Consider the following 19,537-nt stretch of genomic DNA (forward strand, 5'->3'; position numbering starts at 1 on the left):
AAACTGTCAAGCTATTTTGTGATACAAGTCATACTTCAGTTACTCAAATTGCCAACTTATTAGCGGAATTAAAGGAATCCGTGCATTCAAAGAGGAGTTGTTTGCAGATGAGTTGGCGTTGTAAAAGTCGTTGTAAGCTGCTCGCCTGGGCGTGTGTTCCCCTATTGGCGGGCCCTTGGCTGTGGTTGCCCGCTCTGGCAGAAGAACAAGAGCCACTGTCCGACAGTCTGCAACCCGGCGGAGTACGGCCGAACCCCTCGCCTCGTATTCCACCTGAATCGGCCAATCCGGTTTTGGATATCCCGCCTGTTGTTGAGCGACCACTGGCGGTTGATGAAGGCGAACGTATTGCTGTTACGCGCTTTGAACTGGTGAACGCCAGAGACCTGCCCGAATACGGTATCGCCCTGTCTGAAGTTGAAGCATTGGTGGAGCAGGCCCGCCTGGAGCGGCCCGAAGGCTTCACCATTGGTCAGTTGGAGGCGGTTACCGACCGCATCGTCAACTACTACCGCAGCCGTGGGTTGATTCTGGCGCAAGCGATTTTGCCAGTGCAGACGGTGACGGAGGGAGTCGTGAAGCTTGAGGTGTTAGAAGGTCGCCTGGGCCGTGTTCTGGCGGAAGGGAATCAGTTGTATTCTGAGGCGACGCTGCAGCGTCCTTTTAAGACGCTCATCAATGAGCCGGTCAGCCAGCAAGAGGCTGAGTCGGCGTTGCTGGTATTGACCGATTTTCCCGGCCTGACGGCCTTTGGCATGTTTCAGCCTGGTCAGCGCGTGGGCGAAACGAACATGCTGATTCGTGTGCCTAACGAGCAACGTTTTACCGCCACCGTACGCACCGATAACCACGGTTCCGACACCACCGGCGTTTGGCGCGGCCGTGCCAGTGCGCAATGGAATAACCCAACCGGCAATGCCGATCAGCTGGGCATGACGTTGCAGCATTCGGTGTTACCGGCGAACAGTCTGTTTGCTGAACTCAATTATCAGATCGTGATTGATCGCGATTGGCGCGCCAGCGCTTACGCCAACCGCAATGCCTTCTCAGTGGGTGGCGATTTTGAAAACCTGGATATCCGGGGCGATTCCAACCAGTTCGGCCTGGGCGCGGAACGCGTCTGGCAGCGTAGTCGTGAGCGCAATTTGTCATCGCGGTTTGAGGTTGCCTCGAAGCAGGCCACGACCGACCGGTTGGGCAGCCAGTCGAATAAAGACCAGCTGACGGTGATGACGCTGGCGGCCGATTATGATTCGGTCGATACCCGCTTTGGTGGTTTGAATTACGCCGGGCTGGAAGTATCGATGGGCTTTAACGGCTTGCTCGGCGCCATGGGCGATGCCGAGAGCGCCGAAGATTTGCCGGCTGGCGAACGGCCCAGTCGGCGTGGCGGCAGTGGCGACTTCGCCGAAGGCAGTTTTGTGAAAACGCTGCTGTTTTATTCGCGTTTGCAGAATATAACCGACAATTCCTCGATTTTAGCGCGTACCGAATTTCAGTATTCGCCCGACTTACTGGTGCCCATGGAGCAGTATGCCGTGGGTGGCGCTGACCATGTGCGTGGTTTCCCGTCGTCGTACGCGCTGTACGACACCGGGGGGTTGCTGTCGCTGGAATACATTGTTCAGGCGCCGAAAATTGGCGACCAGGAAGCCTTTGGTGGCTGGCGCTGGCGCGATTTGCTGCAACTGTCGGTGTTTTACGATCACAGCACCGGTAAAAAGAACGATCCGTTATTAAGCGAAGTGGAAGGCTGGTTCCAACTGTCTACCTTGGGTGTAGGTGTTCGTTTTGGCATTCCCGATCAACTGACATCGCGTTTGCAGTTTGCGGTGCCGGTGGTCGATGGCAGCCAAAACGATGACGAGGAGGCGCAGCCACGGCTGTGGTTTGACCTTGCCTGGAATTTTTGACCGCGCCCGTTTTCCCCGAGCGGCCTTGGCAACCGCCATTCTGGCCGCCACGGCATCGTTGGGTCGCGCTGGCCCAACCGGCGGTGATGTGGTGGCTGGCGATGGCAGTGTGTCGCGCCCCGATGCCAACACCACGAACGTGCAGCAAAACTCCGACAAGCTGGTGGTGGAGTGGGGCAGCTTCGACGTTAACGTCGGTGAGTCGGTTAACTTCTATCAACCGTCGTCCACGGCGCTGGTGCTCAACCAGATTCTTAATGGCGATGTCAGCGTTATTCGCGGGCAGATCAACGCCAACGGCCAGGTGATTCTGGCGAACCCCAACGGTGTTTATTTTGGCGACTCGGCGCAGTTGAGTGTGGGTTCACTGGTGGCGTCCGGCCACGCGATCGACACCGCCGACTTCCTGAACGGTGAGCTGAATTTTGAACATCAGGAAGGCACCGACGGCAGCGTGATTAACCACGGCACCATCGAAGCTGCCTCGGGCGGCAGCGTGACCTTGCTGGGCAGACGGGTGGAAAACCACGGTTACATCGTGGCGCATGCCGGGCGTATTAACCTGGCGGTGGGCGACCGCATTGCACTCGATTTTGACGGCGATGGTTTGATGCGTTTTTCCATCGACGAAGCGGTGCTGGAAAACCTTTCCGGTGCCGACAGCGCCCTGACCAACACCGGCGAATTGCTGGCCAATGGCGGCACCATTGTGCTGGAAGGCCAGGTCGCGCAGGACATTTTTTCTCAGGTCGTGAATAACGACGGCATTATTAGAGCCGGTCGTATCGACAACACCGGCGGCGTGATCAGCCTGGTGGGCAGCGGTGGCCGCGACAACTCGGTGGTGAACAGCGGGCAGATTGATGCGTCAGCCATGGACGCCAATAGCGACGGCGGCAAGATTACCCTGCACGCGGAAGACTCCACCTTACTGGTTCAAGACGGCAGCCAGATTTCAGCCAGCTCTAACAATCAGCAAGGCGGCCAGGTGCACTTGCTGGGTGACCAGATTGCCTTAACCGGTGACGCCAGTGTAGATGCCAGTGGCGAACTGGGCGGTGGCGAAATTCTGGTCGGTGGCGATTACCAGGGCAAAAGTACCGGCGTGCCCAATGCCGACAAAGTGATTGTGGGTTCGGGCGTGTTACTGAATGCCGACGCTCATCGATTAGGTGACGGTGGCCGCATCATCGTGTGGGCCGACGACTGGACACGCTTTGCCGGAACGCTCACCGCGCGCGGAGGTAGTGAAGGAGGCGACGGTGGTTTTGCCGAAGTCTCGGGTAAACAAAAGCTGGCGTACAACGGCTTTGCTGATTTGAGCGCCATGGTGGGTGAGTTTGGCGTGCTGTTGCTGGATCCGGAAACGATTCAAATTGTTTCCGGCGTGGGCGATGAAGACGATGAACTCAATGGCGACAATGTCGTTGATTTCACCGATGACGATGCCGGTGATCAATCGTTCGTAATTTCGGCCAGCGCGATTAATTCTCAGAGCAGCAGCGTGGTGCTGCAAGCCACTCAAGACATCACCCAAGACAGCGACGCCGCCATCAGTATGGACAATGTCGGCGTTGGCATTACCTTGCAAGCGGGTCAAAACATCGACTTGCAAGCCGGCATTACCACTCAAGGCGGCGCTATTGTTTTAGAGGCCGATTCCAGCAGCCAGCCCGGTGGCAGCAATGGCACCGGCACCTTAACGATTGCTGGCAGCGGGCTGACGACAAACGGTGGTGGCCAAGCCGGTGCCGATGTAACGCTGTCGGGTAATGTCGTGGATGTGGATTCGGCCATCGCGGCCGGCAATGGTGCGGTGGCGATGAGTGGAGCCGGTGACATCTTGCTGGGCGCGAACGTCACCACCACCGGTACGCAAACCTATAACCACGACGTCACGCTCAGTGGTGAACGCACGCTCGGTGGCAGCACGGTGAATTTTGCGGGCACTTTGACCGGCGATGGCAGCGACCTGACGATCAACGGCAACCTCGATCTGGATGACGAAGGCAGTGGTATTGGTGAGCTGGAGGTTAACGGCGACCTCGATCTCAATGCACTGGCGAATCTGAGCAGTTTGACGCGCCTGAACGTAACCGGTGCCTCCAGCCTGGGGGCCGATGTTTCCACCGCCGGCACTCAGACCTATGGCGGTGCGGTTACCTTGACCGATGCCGTTACTCTGACGGCCATCGACAGCGCTATCACCTTTAACTCAACGATTGGTGGCGCGCACCACCTGGCGGTGAATGCCGGGGACGATACTGTGTCGTTCGGCAACGGCGGTGATGACGACGATGTGAATGTCGGCAGCCTGGAAGTGACGGCCACCACCATCAATCTGTTCGACGACATCACCACCACGACCGCGAGCACGGGCAGCCAGATCTACACCGGTGACGTGACGCTGAATACCGGTGTGCAACTGGCAACCAATAACAGCGATATTACGTTTAACGGCAGCGTCGATGGCGCGTTCAGCCTGACGCTGACCGCGGGCACCGGCACGGTGACCTTTGGCGATGGCACCGATTCCGATGCGGTGACCATTGGCAGCCTGACCGCGACAGCAGGCACCATTAAATTTAACGACAACGTCACGACATCCGCCGGCGGCCAAACCTATAACGGTGCCCTTCAATTAGGCGCCAATACCACACTGGACAGTGGCGATAGCAACGTCGATTTTAACGGCGATCTGGATGCCGCTGGCAACAACCTGACGGTGAATGTTGATGGCGGGGATTTCAGTTATCAGGCACTGAACAATCTGAATGATCTGGCGATAACCGAAACCAACCTGACGCTGAGCCAAGACATTACGACCGCTGGCACGCAAACCTATAACGGCAGTGTGATGTTGGAAGGCGATCGGACATTGGCTGGGTCGTCGGTGAATTTTGCCTCGTCGGTTTCTGGTAACGACGCCGATGGTGATGACAGCCTAGCCATTACCGGTAATCTGGATTTGGATGGTGCGCTGACTGAGATCACCAGCTTGAGTGTCAGCGGTGATGCGAATCTGGCCGCCGACGTCACCACATCGGGTACTCAAACCTATAGCGGTGCGGTCACATTAAACGGCGACCGGATTCTGACCACCAACACGGATGTTCATTTCGTTAACACCGTTTCTGGCGACGGTGGCGATAACGACAGCCTCGATATCGATGGCAACCTGGATTTGGACGGCGCGGCGAGTGGCCTCACTGCTTTAGATGTCAGTGGCACGTCCAATTTGGCCGCCGACGTCACGACGACCGGTAAGCAAACCTACAGTGGCGCAGTCACATTAAACGGCGACCGTATTCTGACCGCGGGTACCGATGTTCAGTTCGTTAGCGCGGTTTCTGGCGACGGTGGTGATAACGACAGTCTCGATATCGATGGCAACCTGGATTTGGATGGCGCGGCGAGTGGCCTCACTGCACTGGATGTCAGTGGCACTGCGAATTTGGCGGCCGACGTTACGACGACCGGTAAGCAAACTTACACCGGCGCAGTTACATTAAGCGGCGATCGAATTCTGACCGCGGGTACCGATGTTCAGTTCGTTAGCACGGTTTCTGGCGATGGCGGAGACAACGACAGCCTCGATATCGATGGCAACCTGGATTTGGATGGCGCGGCGAGTGGCCTCACTGCTTTAGATATCAGTGGCACGTCCAATTTGGCCGCCGACGTCACGACGACCGGTAAGCAAGCCTACGGCGGCGCAGTCACATTAAACGGCGACCGTATTCTGACCGCAGGTACCGATGTTCAGTTCGTTAGCACGGTTTCTGGCGACGGTGGTGATAACGACAGTCTCGATATCGATGGCAACTTGGATTTGGATGGTGCGGCCAGTGGCCTCACTGCTTTAGATGTCAGTGGCACGTCCAATTTGGCCGCCGACGTCACGACGACCGGTAAGCAAACATACAGCGGCGCAGTCACATTAAACGGCGACCGTATTCTGACCGCGGGTACCGATGTTCAGTTCGTTAGCACGGTTTCTGGCGATGGTGGTGATAACGACAGTCTCGATATCACCGGTAACCTGGATTTGGATGGTGCGGCCAGTGGCCTCACTGCACTGGACGTCAGCGGCACAGCGAATTTGGCGGCCGACGTTACGACGACCGGCAAGCAAACATACAGCGGCGCAGTTACATTAAACGGCGATCGAATTCTGACCGCGGGTACCGATGTTCAGTTCGTTAGCGCGGTTTCTGGCGATGGCGGAGACAACGATAGCCTCGATATCACCGGCAACCTGGATTTGGATGGGGCAGCCAGCGGCCTCACAGCACTGGACGTCAGCGGCACTGCGAATTTGGCTGCCAACGTTACGACGACCGGTAAGCAAACTTACAGCGGCGCAGTTACATTAAGCGGCGATCGAATTCTGACCGCGGGTACCGATGTTCAGTTCGTTAGCGCGGTTTCTGGCGACGGTGGTGATAACGACAGTCTCGATATCGCTGGCAACATAGATTTGGACGGCGCAGCCAGCGGCCTCACAGCACTGGACGTCAGCGGCACTGCGAATTTAGCCGCCAACGTTACAACGACCGGTAAGCAAACTTATAGCGGCGCAGTTACATTAAGCGGCGACCGTATTCTGACCGCGGGTACCGACGTTCAGTTCGTTAGCACGGTTTCTGGCGATGGCGGAGACAACGATAGCCTCGATGTCGCTGGTAACTTAGATTTGGATGGCGCAGCGAGTGACCTCACTGCTTTAGATGTCAGTGGCACGTCCAATTTGGCCGCCGACGTCACGACGACCGGTAAGCAAACTTACAGCGGCGCAGTCACATTAAACGGCGACCGTATTCTGACCGCAGGTACCGATGTTCAGTTCGTTAGCGCGGTTTCTGGCGATGGCGGAGACAACGATAGCCTCGATATCATCGGCAACCTGGATTTGGATGGCGCAGCCAGTGGCCTCACTGCACTGGACGTTAGTGGCACCTCCAACCTCGCCGCCGACGTCACAACCTCGGGCGCACAAACCTACACCGGCACGGCCACCATGGAGGGTGATCGGGTACTGGCCGGTAGCCTGGTGACGTTCAGCGATACCCTCACCAGCAACAACAACGATCTCGATATCACCGGCAACCTGGCGCTGAACGGTGCCACCAGCGATTTCGCCGACCTCAGAGTTACCGGCAATCTCGACCTCAATGCTGACATCACCAACAGTGGCAGCCTAAGGGTTGATGGCACTGCCGATCTGGCGGCCGATGTCAGTACTACCGGCGGCCAAACCTACAGTGGCGCGGTCGATCTGAACGGTGAGCGTACGCTGACGGCATCCCTGGTGACCTTTACCACTTCACTGACGGGCGACTCGACCAACAACCTCATCGTGAATGGTGATCTGAGTCTGGGCAGTGGTGGTACGTCCAACATCGGTTTGTTGGATGTGAATGGTAATCTGACCAGTTTGACCGGTGCCATTACCAACACCGACAGCATTGATGTTTCTGGTACCGCCAATCTGGCCGCGAATATTTCCACCAATAGGACTCAGAACTATCAGGGCAATGTGACCTTGGCGTCGGGCGTTGATTTGGATGCCGACGACGACAACATCAGTTTTGGTGGCACCATCAATGGCAGCCACGATCTGACCGTTAATGCGGGCACGGCGGACGTTACTTTCGCGAACGCGATTGGCAACACCACGGCGTTGGATGACCTGACGGTAACCGGCAGCGACATTGCGTTGAATGGCAATGTCACCACCAACGGTGTTCAGACGTACAACGGCGCGTCGACGATTACCGGCAGTCGCACGCTGGATGGCACGACGGTCTCCTTCAACGGCACCCTGGCCGGCAACGGCAACAACCTGAACGTACTGCACAATCTGACTTTGGGTGGTGCGACGAGCAACTTTGGCGACTTGGACGTTGGCGGCAATTTGGATCTGGATGGCGCCATCACCAATACCGACAGCCTGGACGTGACCGGTACGTCTAACCTGGCGGCGGATGTGACCACCAGCGGAACACAGACGTACACCGGCGCGGTAGACCTTGTGGGTGTTCGCACCCTCAATGGGACGGCCATTGCGTTTGGTTCGACGCTGACCGGTGATAACAACGCGTTTAATGTGGATGGCAACCTGACCCTGGGGGATGACGCCACGGCTTTGGGTGCGGTGGACGTCGATGGCAATCTGGATGCGCAGGGCGAAATCAACAGCGCCAGTCTGGATGTGTCCGGTACTTCGTCGCTGGCCGGCAACGTCACCACGACCGGACTTCAGACGTACACCGGCATCGTCACGTTGGCAGGCAACGTCGATCTGAACAGCACAGGCAACGACATCACCTTCAGTAATAATCTGGTGGGTGCTGGATTTAATTTAGGCATCGATGTTGATGGGGGCGATTTCAGTTACCAAAGCCTGAGTGGACTCAACGATTTCACGCTCACTGAAACCAACATCCAACTGAGTCAGGACATCACTACCACCGGCAGCCAGACGTACACCGGCAACGTGACCTTGATGAACGACATTAGATTGGATACCACCAACGACGCTATCACTTTCAATGGCAGCGTCGATGGCAATGGCGATGGCACCGAATCACTGACGCTGGATATTGAAAACGCGACGGCGACGTTCACCGGTAATGTGGGCACCACCAACCAGCTTGAGTTTCTGGATGTCGAAGGTGAGACCCAGTTGGGCGGCGATGTTACGACGCTCAATCAACAGAATTATCAGCAGGCGGTCACGCTCACCGGCGATGCTACCTTAAGCACGTCCAACACCAGCCACATCACCTTTGGTTCCAGCATCGATGGCGCGGGTGCGCTGGTGTTGAATGCCGGTGCGGGTGCGATCAACTTTGGTGGGAATCTGGGTAGCGGTACGGCGTTAACCACCCTGGCCGTGAACGCCGACGAATTCGATCTGAACCACGATGTTACGACCACCGGCGGCCAAGACTACAACGGCATTGTGACGCTCACTGATGACGTCACGTTAACCGCCAATGGCGCGGTGGATTTCAGCGATACCGTCGATGGCGATCACTCCCTCATCATTGATGCCGGAACCGGCCCGGTGAGTTTTGGCAGTACCGTGGGTGTGGATGAAAACCTGGCGGCGCTGAACGTGACAGCCAATGCCATCAACTTGAACGCCAATGTCGAAACCACCGGTAACCAGGATTACACCGGTGCGGTGATCTTGTTCAATGACATCAGCCTGACAGCAACGAATGCCGACATCACTGTCGATGGTACGGTTGATGGCGACTCCAGTGGTGCTCAGTCACTGACGTTGAACAGTGGCAACGGCAACCTCGAATTTACCGGCGCTATTGGTGGCGGCACGGCGTTGAATAACCTCACCATCACAGACGCCAATGACAGCCAGTTCGATGCCATCAATTTGGCCAATACGTTCACCCAACACAATGGCGACGGCACCACCACCTTGGGTGGCGCCATTGATGCGCACAGCATTGATTTCACCGTAAGCGGATTAACCTTGCTCAGCGGCATCAGCCTGGATACCAGTGCCAATGGCAGCGGTGATATTACGCTGAATGTGGATGACTTATTAACCGTGGGTGGCAGCACGACGATTAATGCGGGCAGCGGCCAGGTCTCTTTGGCGCCATCCACCGATACCAATACGGTTCAAATCTGTCGCGGTGGTGCCTGTGATACGGGTGCCTACCAAACCGTTTATGATTTGAATGATTTGTCGATTACCGCCGATGCCATTCAGTTTGGCAGCAACGATCACACCGCAGACATCACCTTGGAAGGCATCGTTTTTGATTACGAACTGCTGGTGATTAACGACGGTGATATCAACATCACCGGTAACCTTGATGGCTCCAATGGCGGTGCGTTAATCATCAACCCGGGTGCCAGCGGCGACGCCATTTTTGAAGGCGGTGAGGTGCACACCGAATTTGATCAGACCTATTCGTCCAACGTTGAACTGACCGGCGATTTCCAACTGACCAGTGATTCAGGCGACATCAATTTCACCGGCTCAGTCACCGGTTCGGACAGCCTGACCATTACCCACGCCAGTGACGTTAACCTCGGCGGCACCGTCAACCTGGGTGGCGATTTCGACCTGCAAGACGCCGACGGCACCTTGACCTTGGTCGATGGCTTATCGCTGACGGCCGCCAACATCGTCTTGAACGCCGCTACCATTACGTCCGGCGGCGGCGCGACCATTACCTTGAGCACCACCGCCAATGGCGATATCGACTTGATCACCGATGATCTGAGCCTGGGCGGTGATCTGGAGTTGGATGCCGGGACCGGCACCATTACCTTGGCACCGCAAGACAGCACCGCCAGTCTGGAATTGTGCAGCGATGCGTCGTGCCCGGGTGCGGCCAGTGGCGGCGCTCTGTACAACATCGGCGCGGGCTTCAGTTTTAACAGCGCGGCCAACTTCCAGGTTGGGCAGGATAACCACAGCGGCGACATCATCCTGTATGGCTTTACCGCGAATTACGATTTAGCGCTTGCCAACACCGGCACCGGCAGCATCACCATTGAGGGCGATTTCACCAGTAACCATGACCTGTCGCTCACCTCCGGCAGCGGCGGCATTAGCCTGGGTGCAACAATTGATACCGGTGCCGGTACGCAAACCTATGACGGCGCTGTCACCCTGGCTGACAACACCACCTTAGCAACGGATGACGCCGATGTGTCATTCACCAGCACCGTCGACGGCACGCATGACCTGACCATTACCACCGGTGATGGCGATGTGACCTTTGATGGCGCTGTCGGGGGTGGCACCGCCCTGGCGTCGCTCGATGTGGATGCCGGTGACATCACTTTCACGGACATCGACACCAATAATGCCCTGTCGTTGCATGCTCAAAACACGCTGGGCTTTACCGCAGGCACCACGCTGACCGCGGGTGATCCATTGACGCTGGCCATCAACCAGGCCGGTGGTTCGGCGGTAACGCTCGACCTGAATGGACTGACGCTCGACAGCACCAACATTCAATTGCTCGGCAGCGGTGCTGATCGGCTGCAAGGGTATGACACCGCAGCCAACAGCTGGGCAGTGACCGGTACCGACAGTGGCACACTCGACAGCACCGATTTGTCGAGCACGGCGTCGTTCGATGGTTTCTCCGAACTGGGCGGTGGCGACGTCGGCGATACCTTTAATATCAGCGGCAGTTACGCCGGCAACCTGGTGGGCGGTGATGGTGACGATACCTTTAACCGACTCGGCACCGGCGCGGTGAACGGTCAGATCAATGGCGGCGCTGGCACCAATACCTACGATGTGTCGGGAACCAGCAGCGCGGTCACGCTGGTTTTCGGTCAGGGGTTCAGTAACATCCAGAGCCTGATTGGCGATGGTGACCTGCTGCGCGGCAGCGTCAGCGGTTCCACCACCTGGACGCTCAATGGCGACGACAGCGGCACCCTGGGCGTGGGTGGCGATACCTTCACCTTCGATGGCTTCGATACCCTGATCAGCGGCGCCGGTGGTACCAACACCTTTACCTCCGATGGTCAGTACGCCGGTGATATCGACCTGCGCGGCAACGACAATCGCTGGCACTACACCGCCGGGCAGACGCTGACTCAGGGTCAGGTGCTGGGCAGCGGTGCGCTGAGCATTCCGCATCGCGACGATCTCAGTGCAGGCGATATGAGTGTCAGCGGCGCGGATCTGTCGTTGCCCGACCTGATCAACTACACCGGCAACCTCTTTATCGGCGCCTTGATCACGCCGGGAACGCTGCCGTTGAATGCGAATTACAACAACCTCGACATCAACGCCAACCGGTTAACCATCAGCGATGCCATTCAGACCGGCGGTAACCTGATTTTGATGGCGTCAGAAATAATCCTGACCGGTGCATCCATTAACACCGGCAAAGGCGTCAGCTTTGTTGCAGTGGGCAACGACTGCGCCGTCTGTGGCGGTTTGACCGGCTCGGGCAATGTCATCGTTAACGCTGAGACGCTGGTTGAAGCTCAAAGTGGGCAGATCATTGCGGCCGGTGGTGTGAGTCAGTCTGACAACCTGATTCTGGATTTTAACGGTGGCAGCTTCGAACTGGCCGTCAGTGAAGAACAGCAGCTGACGTCGGAGCCGAGCAGTCTGTCGGATGCCGAAGGTGTTCCGCTGACCACCAACACCAGCGCCTTTATCAATCGGTTGGGTCTGGATCTGGTCAGCGTGTCGGTGAACTTCAGTAATCCGGCTGCCGCGGTGCTCGGTGTGCGTGCCATCGAGGTGATCGACCTGGCGCTCTTTGAAGAAGACCTGACGTTATTTGGTCGCATGGGTGAAGGTGTGGCTCTGGCGTTCGCGCAGTGCGAAGAAATTGAAGGGTGTACGCCAGATGTCACGGCGGAGGAATTAACGGCCTCGATTGATGATCTGCAAGAACGCATCGACCGCTTGGAAGGTGAGTTAACCACCACCAGCGATGCCCAGCGCCGTGAACAGATTCAGACCTTGCTGGCGGGTTTCCGTGCTCAGCAGTCGGAGTTCTCGACCTACAAAGCCGACCTGCAATCGTTCACCGGTTTTGAAGAGTTGATGGACGAAGAACTCGGCACCGATCAGGAAATTGATATGGAAGCGGTGGAGCGTCAGTTGGCGGTGATTGAAACCATCTACACTCGGGTTCGATTCCTGGAAAACTTGCAGTTTAATGCCGACCGTCGGGCGCAGTTTGCCGAAGCCACCGGCCTGGACTTAACCGAGCAGCGGTTGAACGAAATTATTGAAAGCACGCTGGCGGTGGCGAGCCGCGCCGAGTCTGAATTGGAAACCTTGTTGGATTGATATGAAACGACTTGTCTGTGCGCTGATCTGGATGTACTGGCCGCTGGTGATGGCAGAAGACCTGCCATTGCCGGATGAGTCGGCGCAGGACGCGCAGCCAGAGGTGTTGGCCGAAGATGGACGTGAGGCAGACACCGAGGCGGAAGCAGACACAGACGTCGAGACGGCACCGGTGGTGACGCTGGCCGAGGAAATTGAACTGCTCGAAGACGTTCAGGCAGGCCTGGCGTTAGCGCTGGCGGCCTGCGCGGAAGAAGCCCACTGCGTGACGGCACTGAACGAGCAGGAAATGCAGCACATGCGTGATGAATTGAGCGAGCTGTTGACTGAGCGCGAATTGCCGGCGGATGACCCGCTGCGTGAGCGTTACGAGACGCTGCTGCGCGAACAGGTGCAGATGCAGCAAACCATTGCCGTGGTGACGGCTAACATCGATCGAGACGAACTCGAAGGTGTATGGTCGGACCAGTTTGAAATTGACGAAATCGTTGTTGGCCCTCAGGTGCCGTTTCCGAATGAGGACATTACCCTGAGCCGATTCGAAGATCTTAACCAGCCCTTACCGATTGAGTAAGGCAGAACACGAAGGAAGCTTGAACCATGTCAGCCCAAACCAAAAAGTTAGCCATTTTGTTCGCCGATATTGTCGGCAGCACCCGGCTATACGACACCCTCGGAGATGAGCGCGCTCGACAGATTGTCAGCGTCACTCTGGATCTGCTGGCTGAAGTGGTGGCGCGCTATAAAGGCACCGTCATTAAGATGATTGGCGACGAAATCATGTGCACCTTTGATGACGTCGAAACCGCAACCAAAGCGGCCTGCGACATGCAGGAAACCATGGAAGAAGCGATTGCGGATAACGTTAACGAAGTGCCCGTCACCATTCGTGTGGGCTACCACTTTGGGCCCTGTGTGCTCGAAGACGGCGACGTTCATGGCGATGCGGTGAACGTCTCGGCGCGGATGGCGTCGCAGGCAAAATCGCGGCAGATCATCACCACCGCCGACAGCGTTAAATTGTTGCCCGCCATGCTGCGTGACAACGCTCGGGTGGTCGATTACGCCTCCATTAAAGGCAAGGGCGAAATGGAAATCGCCGAGATCATTTGGCAGGAAGAAGACGTGACGCGCATGCAGGTTGATGTGGCGTCGGTGTCGGCCAGCATGGGTCAAAGCGCGCACTTGCAGTTGGCGTATCAGGACAGCGTGATTCAACTGAATCACGATCGCGAATCGGCCATTCTTGGTCGCAGTGCGACCTGCGATATACCGGTCGCCGAGGCGCTGGCGTCGCGCCAGCACGTGCGCATTGAATTGCGCCGCGATCGGTTTGTGCTGATCGACCAAAGCACCAACGGCACCTATGTGCAGTTAGAAGGGGCTGAACCGGTGTATGTCCGTCGTGATGAGATGGTGTTAACCGGCACTGGTGTGATCAGCCTGGGGCGGGCGTTGGACAACAACCCGCAGGAACTGATTCGGTTCCAATTGGAAGGCTGATGCCACGGAGGGTAGCACCATGACCGAAATGACGGACGCAACGTCAACCGAATTTGCTCGTTCCTGTGGTCTGACCGACCGCGGACGGGTGCGCGAAGTGAACGAAGATGCCTTTCTGGATTTACCGCAGCAGGGTTTGTGGGTGGTGGCCGATGGCATGGGTGGCCATGATGCCGGCGATGTTGCCAGCCGCATGATCGTCGAAACATTGCGCTCCACGCCCATGGAAGGACCGTTGGCCAAACGTTTGGATCGGCTTGAAGACGCTGTTGAGCAGGTGAATGAACACTTACTGACCCGCGCTAACCAGAACGACGGTCGACGTCATATCATCGGCAGCACCATCGCCATTTTGATTGCTGAATCGGCGCACATGGGCGCTATTTTGTGGGCCGGCGACAGCCGTATTTATCGCTGGCGCGAGGGCAGCCTGACGCAGTTGTCGACTGACCATTCGCAGGTCGAAGCCTATGTTCGGCAGGGCATCATTACCCGTGAACAGGCGCGCTCACATCCGGAGCGCAACATCATCACCCGGGCGGTGGGCAGTCAGGACGAGTTATTTCTGGAAGCCGATGTCTGTGAGTTTAAGCCGGGCGATCGCTACTTGTTGTGCAGCGATGGCTTGAACCGTCATCTGGAAGACGACGAAATTGGCCAGATGCTGGCCAATGAAGCGCCGAAGTCAGTGTGCCGATCGCTGGTCGATCTGACACTGGAGCGCGGTGCCAAAGACAACGTGACCGTCGTTGTCGTCGAGATTAATTAGAGCGAGAGTCGCCATGGTTACCCCTCATCGACTGCTGCAAGACCTGTCTGCCAACGAGTTGGCGTTGCCGGAATTGCAGTCCATGTTGCCCAGCCTGATGAAACAGGGCGCATTCAGTGATGCCCAGTGGAAGGCTGCATTGGATGAGGCCGTGGCGCAGGGGTGGTTGTCTCCGACGCTCGCCGAGCGGGTGCGCGTCGCCTGTGCGGACGCCTTGAACGATGACGATGTGGGGGCCGAAGACGCCACGGTGGTCGCCCACCCATCGGCGCAACAGCCGGACGATGACAGCGAAGACGAAACCGTTATTGCACAGCCACCGCAAGCCGATGACGACGTGCCCGATGAAGAACAGCTCACGGTACTGGCGGACGCGCATCCGGTGGATAAAGATGTGCCGGACGATACACAGCTGACGGTCGTGGCGGATCCGGGCCCGGGTGCCAATAACGATGAGCCCGACGACACCCAGATGACCGTCATCGCCACGCCACAGGACGATGACGAAGACGACGACCGCACCATGATCAACACCAGTGCGACCAGTCAGTCGTCGGCACCGACCACCTCCAGCACCTCGCAACGTTCCTGGGACGTTCCCGGTTCGACCAGCCCGCAACTGCAAAACCTCGGTCCGGGCTCGATCATTAAAGACCGTTTTATTCTCGATAAAGTGCTCGGCGCCGGTGGCATGGGTAAGGTGTTCCAGGCGCGTGATTTGCTCAAGGTGGAAGCGAGCGATAACAATCCTTTTGTAGCGATGAAGGTCTTAACCGAAGATTTTCGCGCCCACCCCAAAGCCTTCGTTGCCTTGCAGCGCGAAGCCAGCCGTCAGCAAAAACTGGCGCACCCGAACATCGTCACGGTTTACGATTTCGACCGCATTGGCATGACCGGCACCCAGGTGTTTATCACCATGGAATTGCTGATCGGTAAGCCGCTCGATACCTTTATTCGTAAGGTGGTTCGTCCACGCGGCGGTCTGCCATTCGACGAAGCTTTTCCGATTATTAAACAGCTGGGTGCGTCGTTGTCGTACGCGCATCAGCGCAACATTGTGCATTCGGATTTCAAACCCGGTAACGCCTTTTTATGCGACGACGGCATTGTTAAAACGCTCGATTTCGGTATTGCCCGGGCGATTAACGTGCGGGTGTCTGATGATGAAGACGAGTCGGGCAGCAAAACCACAGGCACGGTGCCCGGTTTTGTCGACCCGCGTGAGGACGACGACACCACTGCAACGACCACCACCACGACCACTCAGATAGAGGACGATTTTGACGCCGGTTCTTTGGGTGCTTTAACACCGGCTTATGCGTCGCTGGAAATGTTGCAAGGCAAAGACCCGTCAACCCAGGACGATCTTTATGCGTTGGCTTGTGTGGCCTACGAACTGCTGACCGGTTATCACCCCTTTAATAAAAAATCCGCCGCCAAGGCGATGGACGCCAACCTGATTCCGGCGCCCATTAAAGGTCTGAAAAAACGTCAATGGCGTGGCCTGTTGCACGGTCTGGCGTTTGAAAAAGAGAACCGCACCGAAACCGTTGATGACTTCCTCGAAGAGCTGGAAGGCAAGGCCACCTGGTACCGTAACCCTTGGGTGGTCGGCCCGGCATTCAGTCTGATTTTTGCGATTGCGGCCTACAATCCGGTGATGAATTATCTCGATAACCGGCGCATCGAAGGCATCATCGATGACGTTTTGACAGGTGAACCGCAGGTGTTGGAGGAGACCATCGGTTTGCTGTCGGAATTGGATGTGAATGCGCAAAACCGCATCACCGACAGTGGCCGCGATATTTTCCAGGACTATTTCCGCAGCCGCATCGAACGCGTGGTGAATCTGGACGAGCAGCGTTATGGCTTTGATCAGGCTGAGCGCGAACTGGCACGAATGGAACGGCTGTATCCGGATTCGGTGGCGCTGGAAACTCAGCGCAGCGCCTTGGAGTTAGAGCGCAATCGTTACCTGCATCAACTCAGTCAGCAGCTGAACCAGGCGCTGGCCAATGAGCGTTTGTTGCCGACCGGTGAGGGCGACAGCATCGTCGATGTGCTCGATAGAGTAACGGCCGTGGCACCGCAACACAGTCTGATGAGTGACCCTCGGGTGCCGGATTTGTACGCCACCGTCGCTCAGGAAGCGATCAATCTCAACGAACTGGATGACGCTGCTGAGTATCTCGATGTGGGCATGACGCACATGCCCGAAGACATCGATTTGATCAATACACGTGACCGTCTGACGCTGGCGCGCCAACAGCAACAACGCCAAACCCGCATCGCGCAATTGCAGCAGCAATTTGGTGAACAGACGGCGCGACCGGTGAGCTGGCAATCGTTCGTGGATCAGCACGATGCCATTGTCGAGCTATCGCAATTGGCACCGGGTGATCGAGCCTTGCAAGCGCTGTCGAATCTGGCGCAGCCGTTGGCCAATACAGCGCTGGATGAAGACAGTGTGTTGCAGCCGGAGAATCAGGATTTATTGCTGGCGTTGAATTTGTCGCACCCCGATTTACCGCGCGATCAGGCGATCGAACAATGGCAGCTGCGATTGCAGGAACAGTTACAAAGCGCGCAGATGGATACCGTCTGGGAAGCGCAGTTGTACGGAGTGTTGAATCGATTGCAGGCGTTTCTGGGTCGCAATGATCCGACGCTGGTGCAAGCGCGCGACGACATTGCGGAACTCTATCTCGATTACATTGCGCAGTTGGAAGAAGAGCGTCGTTTCAGTCTGGCGGAAGCGGTGCTTGATCGTATCGACCGTTTTGCGTTGAACGAGCCGCAACTGGGGACGGCGCGGTCACGCATCCAGACCGCCTACAACGAATTTTTGGTGGAGCGCGAAGCCGCCGCTGAGCAAGCTCGGATTCAGGGTATGCAGAGCGATTTGCTGGTGCAGGCGGAAGCGCGAGCGGTGGATGACGCCGAACGGACATTGGCCGAATTACGCGCCTATCTCGACAGTGATGATCCGTTCCTGACCATTACCGCGGCCGATGCCATGGCTGAAGCCTATCTGGAATTGACCGAAGAATTGGGGTCGGACGGCGACTATCGCGAAGCGGTTCGGATGGCCGATCGCGGCCTCGATAATTCGCCGAATGATTTGCTGTTGCAGAACACCCGTGAGCAGTATTTGGTGGAAGGCAACATCGAAGAACTGAATGGTTTGTTCGCCGATTCCGATCACTTTGATACGCCGGCCGCTCAGGTGATGATTGATGAAATTCGCACCTTTGCGCCAGCGCGTTATCCCGATTTGGAACGTCAGTACATTGCCATGCTGGTTGAGCGCGTTATGGACTTGGCAGACACCGATCGCAAGCAGGGTGAAAGCCTGGCAACCCGGGCCAGTATTTTATTCCCGGGCAGCGCTCAATTAACGCAGTTGCGTGCGGAACTGGCGCCTGCGCCCTGGACCGATGGCCGGACTGCTCGGGTGGCGTTGCAGACCGGTCGTTTGTCGGAGGCGCGCAATATTCTGGAATCGTCCAAGGCGCGCTTACCGGAACATCCGGAGGTGCTCGATTTCGAAAAAGATCTCACCGCCCGAATTGCGCAGGCCGAGGAACAATTTGCGATGTTCGAGGCCAGTCTGGAGGCTCAGGAATATGAGCAGGCGCGTACGGAATTGTCGGAAGCGCGGCAGATGTGGACCGACAATCTGGATTACCGCAGCGCCATCGCGACGCTCAGTGAACAGATGGCGCAGCAGCGTTGGCAAGGGCGTATTTTGCAGCGCGATGTCGACATTCGTACTCTGCGTGATCAGTCGCAGCTGACCGGCGCGGATATTTCAGCGCAAGCCTGGTCGCCGGTGAACAGTTCGCGTCCCTGTACGGAAGACCTGGGTGGCTACGGTCGCCGGGCGCGAGCCATCTGTTTTGATATGCTGCACGATCAGGTTCGCGGTCCGTTGATGGTTGTGGTGCCCGGCAACGCCGGCGGCGCCGGTTTTGCGATGAGCAAGTACGAAATTTCTAACGAAGACTACAATAAATACTGTTTCTTAAGCGGCCAGTGCCCGGTGAATGATGCGTTGGATAAAGACTTGCCTCGCACCGGTTTGAATTATCAGCAAATTAACGACTATGTGCAGTGGGTGGCCGAGCGCACCGGACAACCGTATCGACTGCCGACGGCAGAAGAGTGGCATTACGCAGCCGATGCCGCCGGTCAACCGCCACCGCGCGACTATAATTGTCGGGTACGTTTGGGCGGCCAGATACTCAAAGGCGATCAGATGAACCGCGTTTCGACCGGTCACCAGAACGGCTGGGGTTTACAGAACGTCATTGGCAACGCTCAGGAAGTGGTGTTTGATGGTAATCGCCAATTGGCGATTGGTGGATCGTTCCAGGATCCTCATGCCGAATGTGGTCTGGAATTCTCTCGTGCTTACAGCGGTTCGGCCGATAGCATTACCGGCTTCCGGTTGTTACTGGAAAACGTACAACCGCCTGCGTTGCAGACGGTGAGTCAGTAACCAAAATTGAGTGACGGGAATAACAAGAACAGGTG

6 protein-coding genes are annotated in these 19,537 nt (G+C 57.0%); all 6 read left to right on the plus strand.

All coding sequences use genetic code 11. From position 1 onward, the window contains the following. The first annotated feature begins 107 nt into the window (after nucleotides 1-107). From BGP77_RS07885 to BGP77_RS07910, 6 genes are read left to right on the plus strand one after another with little or no spacing between them, the layout of a single operon-like run. Nucleotides 108-1,913: a ShlB/FhaC/HecB family hemolysin secretion/activation protein gene (locus BGP77_RS07885; protein WP_108164158.1), complete on the plus strand. Its 1,806-nt coding sequence runs from the start codon at nucleotides 108-110 to the stop codon at nucleotides 1,911-1,913. Beyond that, on the plus strand, nucleotides 1,891-12,729 hold the full coding sequence (locus tag BGP77_RS07890) for a filamentous hemagglutinin N-terminal domain-containing protein (protein WP_158269312.1): 10,839 nt from the start codon (nucleotides 1,891-1,893) through the stop codon (nucleotides 12,727-12,729). The genes BGP77_RS07885 and BGP77_RS07890 overlap by 23 nt, the downstream gene beginning before the upstream one ends. A 1-nt stretch (nucleotide 12,730) precedes the next feature. Next, nucleotides 12,731-13,303, plus strand: coding sequence for a hypothetical protein (locus BGP77_RS07895; protein WP_108164160.1), 573 nt, complete (start codon nucleotides 12,731-12,733; stop codon nucleotides 13,301-13,303). 26 nt (nucleotides 13,304-13,329) lie between these two features. Next, nucleotides 13,330-14,232, plus strand: coding sequence for an adenylate/guanylate cyclase domain-containing protein (locus BGP77_RS07900; protein ID WP_108164161.1), 903 nt, complete (start codon nucleotides 13,330-13,332; stop codon nucleotides 14,230-14,232). A gap of 19 nt (nucleotides 14,233-14,251) precedes the next feature. Beyond that, the gene (locus BGP77_RS07905) at nucleotides 14,252-15,001 is read left to right on the plus strand and encodes a PP2C family serine/threonine-protein phosphatase (RefSeq protein WP_199224215.1); all 750 of its coding nucleotides are present in this window, start codon (nucleotides 14,252-14,254) and stop codon (nucleotides 14,999-15,001) included. 13 nt (nucleotides 15,002-15,014) lie between these two features. Further along, complete coding sequence (locus tag BGP77_RS07910; RefSeq protein WP_108164162.1) at nucleotides 15,015-19,502, plus strand: protein kinase; 4,488 nt, start codon at nucleotides 15,015-15,017, stop codon at nucleotides 19,500-19,502. The last annotated feature ends 35 nt before the right edge of the window (nucleotides 19,503-19,537 follow it).

Origin of the sequence: Saccharospirillum sp. MSK14-1 (assembly GCF_003054965.1) — a bacterium.
Lineage (GTDB): Bacteria > Pseudomonadota > Gammaproteobacteria > Pseudomonadales > Natronospirillaceae > Saccharospirillum.